This is a genomic window from Spirillospora sp. NBC_01491 (assembly GCF_036227065.1).
Classification (GTDB): Bacteria; Actinomycetota; Actinomycetes; order Streptosporangiales; family Streptosporangiaceae; genus Spirillospora; species Spirillospora xylanilytica.
On record NZ_CP109432.1, the window covers coordinates 6,870,995 to 6,883,121 of the forward strand.

Consider the following 12,127-nt stretch of genomic DNA (forward strand, 5'->3'; position numbering starts at 1 on the left):
GGTCAGCCGAGGCGGAGCGCCAGGAAGAAGTCGACCCGGTCCTCCAGGCGGGACAGGTCGCGGCCGGTCAGCTCCTCGACCCGCTGGATGCGGTAGCGGACCGAGTTCACGTGCAGATGGAGCTGCTCGGCGCAGCGCGTCCAGGAGCCGGAGTGCTGGAGGAACGTCTCCAGGGTGCGGATCAGGTCGATCCTGTGCACCTCGTCGTAGCCGCGCAGCGGGTCGAGGAGGCGCACCTTGAACATGTGCCGGATGTCGTCGGGGACGCTGGCCAGCAGCAGGACGTGGGTGGCCAGCTCGTCATGGCCGACCACGCGGACCGGGCCGTCGCGGCCCGCGGCGAGGCGCCGCGCGTAGCGGGCCTCCTCCACGGCGCCGCGCAGCTCGCCGGCCGCGACGACGTCGCTCACGCCGAGCGCGAGGGCGCTGCCGTCCAGCCCGGGGGCCAGCGGCGACAGCGCCCGTCGGATCTCCCCGGCGACGTCGTCGCCGCCGGTGGGCAGGATCGCGATGGCCTCCTCGTCCAGCAGCCCGACGACCGGGCGCGGGCCGGGCAGGGCCTCGGCGAGCACGGTGCGGAGCTCGCCGGGCCGCAGTGGGCCGGACGCGGTGGCGGCGACCGCGGTGAACGGGGCGCCGGGGTCCAGGCCGGTCAGCTCCAGCCGGGGGATGATCTCGCCGGGCGGCGCGCCGGAGCCGATCAGCCGGACCAGCTCCCGGGCGAGCCGGCCCTCGACGCTGAGCCGGTCGTCCAGGCGGGCCCGTTCGAGCGCGACGATCGCGGCCAGCTCGCCGGTCAGGGCGCGGCGCTCGGCGGGCCAGTCCGCCCAGTCGCCCTCGCAGGCGATGAACCAGTCGGCCACCCGGGACGCGGTGTCCTCGGCGACCGGGAGGACCGAGACGCCCGCGCCGGCGAGGTGGTGCGGCAGCCGGGGCGCGGTCAGGAAGGCGCGGGCGAGCGCCGCCGGGCCCCGCGCGGGCGGCGGGTGCGGGCCCGCGACCACCCGCCCGGCGGGGGTCAGCACCCAGCAGCGCATCCCGAGGTCGCGGCCGACCAGCTCCAGGACCGCGTCGAGCCCGGCGCCCTCGGTGACCCCGGCGACCAGCCTGCGGTGCCGGTCCAGGACGGCCGACAGGTCGGCGGCGCGCGCGGTCGACAGGTGCCGGACGACGTGCTCGGTGACCGTCGCGAACGCCACGTCCGGGGGGACCTTGAACAGCGGGAGGCGGTGCCGCCGGCACGCCTCGACCAGGTCGTCCGGGACGGCCCCGGCCGCCAGGTCCCAGGCGGCGAGCGCGGACACCCCGGCGCCCGCCAGCGCGCGGGCGAACACCTCGGAGTCGGCGGGCCCGGACCGCCACACCAGCCCGGTCAGCACCAGCTCCCGGCCGCGCAGGTAGCGGCCGGGGTCGAGCAGGTCGGTGGTGACGACCCAGCGGATCGTCCGGTCCAGCTCGTCCTCTCCGGTGATCGTCTCCAGGCGGAGGTCGGCCATGGCGAGCAGGGTGCGGAGCTTCATCGCCCCGCGAGGTTAACCCACTGGCCGGGACGGGCGATTGGAGCAACGCACGAAAAACGTGCGGCGCGCGGCCCCCCGCTTCGGACGTCCTGCCCCTCGACCCGGGGCCCGCCCGCTGTGTGTACTGCGGGCAGGGCTTGGAAGGACAAGGGGATGGTGGCATGGGAAAGCGGGGTGGGCCGTGTCAACGGGCTGCCCGCGCGCGACATGGAATCGGAGCTGCTCTCCTGCTGCGCCTCCCGGCGCTGGGCGGCGGCGGTCACGGAGGCCCGCCCGTACGCGGGCCCGGCGGCGGTCCGGTCGGCGGCGGCCCTGGCCCTGGCCGACCTGGACTGGGACGACGTCGCGGAGGCGCTGGCAGCGCACCCCCGGATCGGCGACCGGGTGGCGGGCGGCGACCGCGAGTCGGCCTGGTCCCGGGGCGAGCAGGCCGGGGTGGAGGAGGCCGCGGCCGGCGTGCGCGCCGCGCTGGTGGACGGCAACCGGGCCTACGAGGAGCGGTTCGGCCACGTGTTCCTCATCTGCGCCACCGGCCTGAGCGCCCCCGAGATGCTGGCCGCCCTCACCGGCCGGCTGCGCCACGGCCCCGCGGAGGAGCGGGCGGCGGTCCGCGCCGAGCTCGCCAAGATCGTCGACCTGCGGCTGGTCAAGCTGCTGCTGGGCCCGCCCGCGTGAATCCCGCCTACCGAGGGAGCCCGACCGCATGGCCATCGTTCTCGGTCCCAACCGCTACGGGAAGGCGGAGACGCGCGTCGTCCGCGTCACCCGGGACGGCGCGACGCACCACCTCAGGGACCTCAACGTCGGCGTCTCGCTGTCGGGGGCGATGGACGAGGTCCACCTGACCGGCGACAACGCCGCCGTGCTGACGACCGACACGCAGAAGAACACCGTGTTCGCGTTCGCGAAGAAGCACGGCGTCGCGGAGATCGAGGAGTTCGCGCTGCTGCTCGCGCGGCACTTCGTGGACTCCCAGCCGACGATCACGCACGCCCGGGTGGAGATCGAGGAGTACGGCTGGGACCGGATCCCGCCGGACGGCCGTACGGACGGCGGCGCGGACGGCGCCCCGGTGAGCCTCCCGGACGGCGGGGGGCGGCACTCGTTCGTCCGGAACGGCTCGGAGGTGCGCACCGCGCTGGTGCACAGCGACGGCTCGGACGGCCCGGAGTCGGTGGTGTCGGGCCTGAAGAACCTGGTGGTGCTCAACTCGACCGGCAGCGAGTTCCACGGCTTCATCCAGGACGAGTACACGACACTGCTCCCCACCGGCGACCGGATCCTGGCCACCGAGGTGGCGGCGCGCTGGCGGCATCGCGGGACCGGGTCGCCGTTCGGACGTTCCTACCAGGGGGCGCGGCGGTGCCTCCTGGACGCGTTCGCCGGCACCCACAGCCTGTCGCTCCAGCAGACGCTCTACGCGATGGGCCGCCGGGTGCTGGACGAGCGCGGCGAGATCTGCGAGGTGCGCCTGACGATGCCCAACAGGCATCACTTCCTGGTCGACCTGGAGCCGTTCGGCATGGACAACGACAACGAGGTCTACTTCGCGGCCGACCGCCCGTACGGGCTGATCGAGGGCGCGGTCCTGACCGATGACGCGTCCGACCAGCCGTTCGCCTGGAACTGAGGGATTCTGGAGACATGGACTTCCTGCGCCCCACGACCTGGGCGGACGCGCTCGCCGCCAAGGCGGACCGGCCCGGCGCGCTGCCCGTGCAGGGCGGCACCGACGTGATGGTCGAGATCAACTTCGCGGCGCGCCGGCCGGAGGCGCTGCTCGACCTGAACCCGGTCCGCGAGCTGGCCGGGTGGGACGTCGTGGACGGGCGGCTGCGGGTCGGCGCGGGCGTCCCGTACGCCCGGGTGATCGACGAGCTGGGCGGTCCGCTGCCCGGCCTCGCCCAGGCGTCCCGGACGGTCGGCTCGCCGCAGATCCGCAACCGCGGCTCGGTCGGCGGCAACCTCGGCGCGGCCTCGCCCGCGGGCGACGCCCATCCGCCGCTGCTGGCCGGGGACGCGGTGATCGAGGTGGAGTCGGCGGCGCGCGGCGTCCGGATGATCCCCGCCGCCGGGTTCTACCTGGGGGTCAAGCGCAGCGCGCTGGAGCCCGACGAGCTGATCCGCGCGTTCTGGGCGGCCCCGGCGACCGGTCCGCAGTACTTCTCCAAGGTCGGCACCCGGAACGCGATGGTGATCGCGGTCTGCTCGTTCGCGATCGCGCTGCACCCGGCCGAGCGGCGGGTCGGCACCGGCCTCGGCTCGGCGGCCCCGACCCCGCGCCGCGCCACCGCCGCCGAGGAGTTCCTGGCGGGCGAGCTCGACTGGGAGCGCCGCGGCCCGCTCGCGGACTCGGCCGCGCGGCGCTTCGGCGAGCTGGTCCGGGAGGCCGCCGCGCCGATCGACGACGTGCGCGGCACCGCCGGCTACCGGGCGCACGCGCTGTCGGTGATGGCCCGGCGCACCCTCACCTGGGCGTGGAACGACCATCGTGCCGGAGCGACCGGGAGGGAGGCCCCCTGATGCGCGTGACCTTCACCGTCAACGGCTCGGAGGAGACCGTCGACAACGTGTGGGAGGGCGAGAGCCTGCTGTACGTGCTGCGCGAGCGGATGGGCCTGCCGGGCTCCAAGAACGCCTGCGAGCAGGGCGAATGCGGGTCCTGCACGGTCTACCTGGACGGTGTCACGGCCTGCTCGTGCCTGGTCGCCGCCGGGCAGGCGGAGGGCCGCGAGGTCCGCACCGTCGAGGGCCTGGCCGGCGGCCCGGACGGCTCGGACGGCCTGGCCGGCGACCAGCGGCTGGGCCCCGTCCAGGAGGCGTTCGTCGAGGCCGGCGCGGTGCAGTGCGGGTTCTGCACGCCCGGCCTGATCGTCCAGGCGCACGCCCTGCTCGAACGGGTGCCCGATCCGGCCGATGCCGAGATCCGCGAGGCGCTGGCGGGCAACCTGTGCCGGTGCACCGGGTACGAGAAGATCCTCGACGCCGTCCGGCTCGCCGCGCGGCGGAAGGCGGCGGAGTGAGCGTCCAGATCATCGAGAACGCGCACGTGGTGACGGTGTCGGGGGAGGAGTACCCCGGCGGGCACCTGGTCCTGGACGGCGACCGGATCGCGGCCGTGGGCGCGGGCCCGGCGCCGGCCGTCGAGGGCGCGGCGCGGATCGACGGCACCGGCTGCCTGGCCACGCCCGGCCTGGTCAACACCCACCACCACCTGTACCAGTGGGCGAGCCAGGGGCTGGCGACGGGCAGCACGCTGTTCGAGTGGCTGGTGCGGCTGTACCGGCCGTGGGCGAAGATGGACGCCGAGGTCGTGGCGGGCGCGGCGAGCGCCGGGCTCGGCTGGCTGGCCCGGTCGGGCTGCACGACCTCCACCGACCACCACTACGTGTTCCCCAAGGGCCGCGGCGACCTGTTCGCCGCCGAGATCGAGGCCGCCGCCGAGCTGGGCGTCCGGTTCCACCCGTGCCGCGGCTCGATGGACCGCGGCGCGTCCCAGGGCGGGCTGCCCCCGGACGAGGTGGTCGAGGACCTCGACACGATCCTCACCGAGACCGAGGCCGCGATCGACCGCCACCACGACCCCTCGTTCGGCTCGATGCTGCGCGTCGCCGTCGCGCCGTGCTCGCCGTTCTCGGTCAGCCGCGAGCTGATGGCCGAGTCGGCCCGGCTGGCCCGCGGCAAGGGCGTCCGGCTGCACACCCACCTCGCCGAGACGCTCGACGAGGAGGAGCACACCCGCGAGCAGTTCGGCATGTCCCCGGCCGAGTACCTGGACTCCATCGGCTGGCTCGGGCCGGACGTGTGGCTGGCGCACTGCGTCCACCTGCACGACGCCGACGTCAAGAGGCTCGCCGAGACCCGCACCGGCACCGCGCACTGCCCGAGCTCCAACGCCCGCCTCGGCGCCGGCATCGCCCGCGTGTCGCATCTGCTGGAGGCGGGCGCGGTGGTCGGGCTCGGCGTGGACGGGTCCGCGTCGGCCGAGCTGGTGCCGCTCGCCGGGGAGATCCGGCAGGCGATCTACATGCAGCGCGCCCGGTACGGCCCGGCCGCGCTCACCGCCCGCCAGGCGCTGGAGATGGCGACCCTCGGCGGCGCCCGCTGCCTCGGCCGCGAGGCCGAGATCGGCTCGCTCGAACCGGGCAAGCTCGCCGACGTCGCGCTGTGGCGGGTGGACGGGTTCCACGCCGCGGTCGACGATCCGGTCGTGGCGCTGGCGTTCGGCGGCACTCCGCCGCTCGCCCGGCTGCTCGTCGGCGGCCGGACCGTCGTCGCGGGCGACACGCTCGTGACCGTCCCGCAGGACGAGGTCGGACGGCGCGGCGCCGATGCGCACCGCCGCCTCATGCGGCTCGCCGGGGAGGTGCTGTAGATGGCCGCGCCGATCAAGTCCCCCGGCCATGTCGCCGCCCCCGGGCTCGGCGGCGTCGGCGACAGCGCGCTGCGGCCAGACGGCACGCTCAAGGTCACCGGGGAGTTCGCGTACGCGTCCGACCTGTGGATCGACGGGATGCTGTGGGGCGCCACGCTGCGCAGCCCGCACCCCCGGGCCCGCATCACCTCCGTCGACATCGGGCCCGCGCTCGCCGTCCCGGGGGTGCGCGCCGTGCTCACCCACCGGGACGTCCCGGGACGCGGGACGTTCGGCATCGACGGCGCCGACGACCAGCCCGTCCTCGCCGTCGACCAGGTCCGCCACCAGGGCGAGCCGGTCGCGCTCGTCGCCGCCGACCATCCCGAGACCGCCCGCCGCGCGGCGGCCCTGATCGGGATCGGCTGGGAGGTGCTGGAGCCGGTCACCGACCCGCGGGCGGTCGTCGCCGACCCGGAGGGGCTGAAGGTGCAGGGCCTCGGCGGCATCGCCCGGCACCAGCCGATCCGCGTCGGCGACGTGGCGGCGGCGCGCGCCGCCGCCGCCGTCGTGGTGGCCGGCGAGTACGAGGTCGGCATCCAGGACCAGGCGTTCCTCGGCCCCGAGTCGGGCCTGGCGATCCCGGCCGAGGACGGCGGCGTCGACCTGTACGTCTCCACCCAGTGGATCCACAACGACCTCAAGCAGATCGCGCCGTGCCTCGGGCTCACCGCTGGCCAGGTGCACATGACGCTCGCGGGCGTCGGCGGCGCGTTCGGCGGGCGCGAGGACCTGTCGATGCAGATCCACGCGGGGATGCTCGCGCTGCACACCGGCAGGCCGGTCAAGATGTCCTACAACCGGCAGGAGTCGTTCTTCGGGCACGTCCACCGGCACCCGGCGCACCTGCGGTACGAGTACGGCGCCACCGCCGAGGGGCGGCTGCTGTTCGCCGATGTGGAGATCGTCCTGGACGGCGGCGCGTACACCTCGTCCACCCTGAACGTCACCGGCAACGCCGCCTCGCTCGGCGTCGGCCCGTACGAGATCCCCAACATCCGCGTCGACGCGTACGGCGTCTACACCAACAACCCGCCGTGCGGGGCGATGCGCGGGTTCGGCGCGGTGCAGGCGTGCTTCGCCTACGAGTCGATGATGGACCGGCTCGGCGCCGCGTGCGGGCTCGGCCCGGTCGAGATCCGCCGCCGCAACGCCGTGAAGCAGGGGTCCAGGCTCGCGACCGGGCAGATCATCGAGGCGCCCGCGCCGCTGGCCGACATGCTGACCCGGCTGGAGGCGATGCCGATGCCCCCCGAACGGGACTCGTCCGACCTGCGCGGGCTGCCCGGCGGCGTGGCGCAGACCACCCACGGCGAGGGCGTCGTGCGCGGCGTCGGCTACGGCGTCGGCATCAAGAACATCTGCTTCTCCGAGGGCTTCGACGACCTGGCCACCGCCCGGGTCCGGCTGGAGGTGATCGGCGGCGAGCCCACCGCGCTGGTGCACACCGCCGCCGCCGAGGTCGGGCAGGGCCTGGTGACGATCCAGGCGCAGATCGCGCGGACCGAGCTCGGCGTGCGGCGGGTCGTCATCGCCCCGGCCGACGACGCGGTAGGCGACGCCGGGTCCAGCTCGGCCTCGCGCCAGTCGTACATGAGCGGCGGCGCGGTCAAGACCGCCTGCGAGGCCGTCCGCGCCGAGCTGATCGCGCTCGCCGAGCGCCGCGCGGGCCCCGCGGGGCGCGTGCCCGGCGACCTCACCGTCGCTGGCGGCCGGGTCGTCTCGCGGTCCGCCGGGGTGCTCGGCACCATCGCGGAGATCCTCGGCACCGAGGTCATCGAGGCGACCCGCGAGTTCCACCACCGGCCCACCACCGCGCTGGACCCGGTCACCGGGCAGGGCCGCAGCCACACCCAGCTCGCCCTGTGCGTGCACCGCGCCGTCGTCGACGTGGACGTCGAGCTCGGCCTGGTCAAGGTGGTGGAGCTGGCCGCCGTCCAGGACGTGGGGAAGATCCTCAACCGGCTGTCGCTGGAGGGGCAGATCCACGGCGGCTCCGCGCAGGGCCTCGGGCTGGCGCTGATGGAGGAGATCGTCGTCTCGGGCGGCCTGGTCCGCAACCCCTCGTTCACCGATTACCTGATCCCCACCATCCTGGACATGCCGCCGATGCGGCTGGACATCCTGGAGAACCCCGACCCCGAGGCCCCGTACGGGCTGCGCGGCGCGGGCGAGCCGCCCACGCTCTCCTCCACCCCGGCGATCGTGGCCGCCGTCCGCGCCGCCACGGGTCGGCCGCTCACCCGCGTGCCGGTCCGCCCGGAGCACCTGGTCACCACGTGAGCGGCCACGACGATGCGGCGCCGGACCGCTACGACCTGGTGGTCCGGTCCCGGCGGGCGGTGCTGCCGGACGGGGAGCGCCCGGCGGCCGTCGCCGTGCGGGACGGCCGGATCGCCGCCGTCCACCATGACCCCGGCGCCCGGCTCGCCGCCGCCGCCGAGGTCGACCTCGGCGACGTCGCGCTGCTCCCCGGCCTCGTCGACACCCACGTCCATGTCAACGAGCCGGGCCGCACCGAGTGGGAGGGCTTCGCCACCGCGACCCGCGCCGCCGCCGCCGGGGGCGTGACCACCCTGATCGACATGCCGCTCAACTCGCTGCCGCCGACCACCACCCCGTCCGCCCTCGCGGTCAAGCGCGCCGCCGCGCTCGGCCGCTGCCACGTGGACGTCGGCTTCTGGGGCGGCGCCGTCCCCGGCAACACCGCCGAGCTGCGCGCCCTGCACGAGGCCGGCGTCTTCGGCTTCAAGTGCTTCACCTCCGACTCCGGCGTCCCCGAGTTCCCGCCGCTGCCGCCGGACGGGATGCGCGCGGCGTTCCGCGAGATCGCCGCGTTCGGCGGCCTGGTCATCGTGCACGCCGAGGACCCCGCCGAACTCACCGCGCCCGGCGACGGCGGCTACCCCGCGTTCCTGCGCTCCCGCCCGCCGAGCGCCGAGCGGCGCGCGGTCGAACGGGTCGTCGCGCTGGCCGAGGAGACCGGTGTGCGGGCGCACATCCTGCACCTGTCCGCCTCCGACTGCCTGGAACCGCTCGCCGAGGCGCGCTCCCGGGGCGTCCCCGTCACCGCCGAGACGTGCCCGCACTACCTGACGCTGTCCGCCGGCGACGTCGCGACGGCCCCCGCTCCGGCGACCGCCTACAAATGCTGCCCGCCCATCCGGGACGCGGCCAACCGCGAAGAGCTGTGGCGCGGCCTCGCCGGCGGCGTCATCTCCTGCGTCGTCACCGACCACTCGCCCTGCACGCCCGAGCTGAAGCGCGGCGACTTCGCCACCGCGTGGGGCGGCGTCTCCTCCCTCCAGCTCGGCCTGCCCGCCGTCTGGACCGCCGCGCGGGCGCGCGGCCACGGCCTCGCGGACGTCGCCCGCTGGATGGCCGAGGGCCCGGCCGCGCTCGCCGGCCTCCAGGGCAAGGGCCGCATCGCCGTGGGGAACGACGCCGACCTGGTCGCGTTCGCCGCCGACGAGACCTTCGCCGTGGACCCGGCCGCGCTCCACCACCGCCACCCCGTCACCCCGTACGCGGGCCGCGCCCTGACCGGCGCCGTCCGCACGACCTGGCTGCGCGGCGAGATCGCGGACGGCACCCCGTCCGGCTCGCCGCTCCGCCGCTGAACGAAATGGAGAGCCCGTACCCGTGAGCCCATTCACCTCCCTGCCGGACCTGGCCGTCCGCACCCTCGGCGGCTCGGTCGTCGCCGCCAGCGACGAGTCGTTCGAGGAGAAGGAGAACCTCATCAACCCGTGGGAACCGGAGTTCCGCCCCGGGACGTTCGGGCCGAGGGGCCAGGAGTACGACGGCTGGGAGACGGCGCGGCGCCGTCCCGACGAGAACGGGGACCTCGGGCACGACTGGGCCATCGTCCGGCTCGGCCTGCCCGGCGTGATCCGCTGCGTGGTCGTCGACACGTCCTGGTTCAAGGGCAACTTCCCGCCGCACGTCTCCGTCGACGCCTGCGCCGTGGACGGCCACCCCTCGCCCGCCGAGCTGGGCGGCGCCGGCTGGACGGAGATCGTTCCGCCGAGCCCGCTCAAGGGGGACGCCCCGCACGCCTTCGACCTCGCGTCCGGGCGCCGCTTCACCCACGTCCGGCTGAACGTGCTGCCGGACGGCGGCGTCGCCCGGCTCCGCGTGCACGGGGACGTGGTGCCCGACCCGCGCCTGCTCACCGGCCTCACCGTCGACCTGGCCGCGCTGGAGAACGGCGCCCGCGTCACCGAGTGCTCGAACATGTTCTACTCGGCGCCCGACAACATGCTGTTCCCCGGCCTGGCCCGTGACCAGTCCGAGGGGTGGGAGACCGCGCGCCGCCGCGAGCCCGGCAACGAGTGGGCGGTGGTCCGGCTGGCCGCGCCCGGCGTGGTCCGGCTCGCCGAGGTCGATACCTCCAACCTGAAGTTCAACGCGCCCGCCGGGGTCGAGCTGTCCGGCCTCGACGCCCGCACCACCGAGCCCGACGATCCGGGCGGGTGGGCGCCGCTGCTGGAGCGCACCCGCCTCCAGCCCGACACCCGGCACCGCTTCCGCCTCACCACCGCGCGCGAGGTCACCCACGTCCGCGTCGACCTGCACCCGGACGGCGGCCTCGCCCGCCTGCGCCTTTTCGGCGACCTCGCCCGGGACGGCGAACGAGCCCTCAACGCCCGCTGGACGGCACTGAACCGGGCCGTGGTCTAGAGCGTGTTTCAAAGTGCCTCGGCCGTCGCGCGAGCGCGTTACCTGGCCGGTGGGGCGATGCCGGAGGCGAGCCTCACCGGTCAGATCGCGAAGCGATGTCGCGCTCGCCCAAGCCAGGTCGGTGTCCGAGCCGCCAGGCGAGGACGCCGGGCCGGGCTTGGGAACACGGCCGGACGACGCGAGGCCCCGCGGCCGAGACGGCCGCGGGGCCGCCGGCCCGGCCGGACCTACTCGGCGGGCTCCTCCTCGAGGAGGTCGTCGAACTCGCCGTCCTTGACGCCCGCGATGAAGGCGTCCCACTCGGCCTCGGTGAAATAGAGGATGGGGCCCTCAGGGTTCTTGGCGTCGCGCATCACGACGGCACGCTCACCGAAGTCCTTGTGCTGGACGGGGACGTCCTTGCCGTCGACGAACTCGATGATGACGCCGTCGCTGAGGATCGGCTCCTGCTCGGTCACTGGCACCCCTTCTACGTCCGCGCTCTGGTCGGGACCAAATGTAGTGCGGCCGTGCCCGGCGCACGGGCGGATCCCCGGCCACCGCACGGGAGGCGCCCGGACGCGGCCGGTGTCCGAGCCGTCGGGCGAGGAGGCCGGGCCGGGCTTGGAACACAGCCTAGAAGTCGGTGAGCAGGCGGGCGGCGGCGATCTCCAGCCGGACCTGGATCTGCTCGGCGGTGGCGTGCCCGCGCAGCATCTCGATCATCTCCATCGTCCAGACGCTGGACAGCGCCTTGGCCACCACCCGGCGCGGGTCGTCGTCGCCGACCGGGACCTCGGGGCCGACGGCAGCGCGCAGCAGCAGCCCGGTCATCCGGTCGCCGAAGTCGGTCTTGACGTCCGACAGCAGCAGCGAGCGGATCAGCGCCTCGGCCAGTTCGGGCTCGCGCATCAGCCCGCGGGTGGCGCGCATCAGCACGTCCACCGCGCGCTGCGGCGGGGCGTCGGTGCGCGGCGGGCGGCGCTCGATGCTGCCTTCCAGCAGGTCGAGCTCCTCGCTGACCACCGCGACGACCAGGTCCATCTTGGACGGGAAGTAGCGGTAGAGGGTGCCGAGCGCCACCCCGGCCCGCTCGGCGACGGTGCGCATCTGCATGGCCTCGACGCCGCCGCGCGAGGCGAGCGCCGCCGCGGCCTGGACGATCCGCTTGCGCCGCTGGTGCTGGCTGCGGGACCGTACGCCCTGCGGCGCGGCGGCCTTGTCCTCGGCCGCCGTCGGCTCTGCGGTCACGGTCGTCACCCCTCCCTGGCCGGGCGCATCGCCCGTGGCCTGTCCCCCTCGCGCCCTAGGGTACAGCCCGACAAGAACGTGTTATCCACGATCGCGGCCTGACGGCGCCGGCGGGACGGCGCCGCCGGGACCGATAAGCCCCCACTTTCATGGCAAAGGCGGGCGAGACGGGCATCGGGCCGGGTCGTGGCGACGTAAGTAGAATCAGTTCTAGTTGGGGGTTCGGACGGTCCGGCGGGCGGGCTCGGCCCCGGTGCGCCCCACGAAATTGAGAACGCGT

Annotated in this window: 11 protein-coding genes; 8 read left to right on the forward strand and 3 right to left on the reverse strand. The window is 75.1% G+C overall.

Annotation, left to right across the window (positions count from 1 at the left end):
• Window positions 1-2 precede the first annotated feature (2 nt).
• A complete protein-coding gene (locus OHA34_RS31970; RefSeq protein WP_329519783.1) occupies window positions 3-1,520 on the reverse strand; it encodes a PucR family transcriptional regulator in 1,518 nt (505 codons plus the stop codon).
• 153 nt (window positions 1,521-1,673) lie between these two features.
• Between OHA34_RS31970 and uraD the strand changes: the two genes are divergently transcribed.
• Genes uraD through alc form a run of 8 tightly spaced genes read left to right on the forward strand, consistent with a single transcriptional unit; the run spans window position 1,674 to window position 10,617 of the window.
• The gene (gene uraD, locus OHA34_RS31975; protein WP_285937622.1) at window positions 1,674-2,195 is read left to right on the forward strand and encodes a 2-oxo-4-hydroxy-4-carboxy-5-ureidoimidazoline decarboxylase; all 522 of its coding nucleotides are present in this window, start codon (window positions 1,674-1,676) and stop codon (window positions 2,193-2,195) included.
• 28 nt (window positions 2,196-2,223) lie between these two features.
• On the forward strand, window positions 2,224-3,150 hold the full coding sequence (pucL, locus tag OHA34_RS31980) for a factor-independent urate hydroxylase (protein WP_329519784.1): 927 nt from the start codon (window positions 2,224-2,226) through the stop codon (window positions 3,148-3,150).
• Between the two features lie 14 nt (window positions 3,151-3,164).
• Window positions 3,165-4,043, forward strand: a complete 879-nt coding sequence (locus OHA34_RS31985; protein ID WP_285937620.1) for an FAD binding domain-containing protein — start codon at window positions 3,165-3,167, stop codon at window positions 4,041-4,043.
• Window positions 4,043-4,543 (forward strand): (2Fe-2S)-binding protein, encoded by a 501-nt coding sequence (locus tag OHA34_RS31990; protein WP_329519785.1) that lies wholly within the window; start codon window positions 4,043-4,045, stop codon window positions 4,541-4,543. Before OHA34_RS31985 ends, OHA34_RS31990 begins: the two co-directional genes overlap by 1 nt.
• The gene (locus tag OHA34_RS31995) at window positions 4,540-5,895 is read left to right on the forward strand and encodes an 8-oxoguanine deaminase (protein ID WP_329519786.1); all 1,356 of its coding nucleotides are present in this window, start codon (window positions 4,540-4,542) and stop codon (window positions 5,893-5,895) included. Before OHA34_RS31990 ends, OHA34_RS31995 begins: the two co-directional genes overlap by 4 nt.
• Complete coding sequence (pucD, locus tag OHA34_RS32000) at window positions 5,896-8,217, forward strand: xanthine dehydrogenase subunit D (protein ID WP_329519787.1); 2,322 nt, start codon at window positions 5,896-5,898, stop codon at window positions 8,215-8,217.
• Window positions 8,214-9,554, forward strand: coding sequence for an allantoinase AllB (gene allB, locus OHA34_RS32005; protein ID WP_329519788.1), 1,341 nt, complete (start codon window positions 8,214-8,216; stop codon window positions 9,552-9,554). Before pucD ends, allB begins: the two co-directional genes overlap by 4 nt.
• Window positions 9,555-9,576: 22 nt before the next feature.
• Window positions 9,577-10,617 carry an allantoicase gene (gene alc, locus OHA34_RS32010; RefSeq protein WP_285937615.1) on the forward strand — a complete coding sequence of 347 codons (1,041 nt, stop codon included), beginning with the start codon at window positions 9,577-9,579 and terminating at the stop codon, window positions 10,615-10,617.
• Between the two features lie 227 nt (window positions 10,618-10,844).
• Here the strand turns inward: alc and OHA34_RS32015 are convergent, their stop codons facing one another.
• Together OHA34_RS32015 and OHA34_RS32020 are read right to left on the reverse strand one after the other, a co-directional pair.
• Window positions 10,845-11,075 (reverse strand): DUF397 domain-containing protein, encoded by a 231-nt coding sequence (locus OHA34_RS32015; protein ID WP_285937614.1) that lies wholly within the window; start codon window positions 11,073-11,075, stop codon window positions 10,845-10,847.
• 157 nt (window positions 11,076-11,232) lie between these two features.
• Window positions 11,233-11,847 carry a TetR family transcriptional regulator gene (locus OHA34_RS32020; protein ID WP_285937613.1) on the reverse strand — a complete coding sequence of 205 codons (615 nt, stop codon included), beginning with the start codon at window positions 11,845-11,847 and terminating at the stop codon, window positions 11,233-11,235.
• Between the last annotated feature and the right edge of the window lie 280 nt (window positions 11,848-12,127).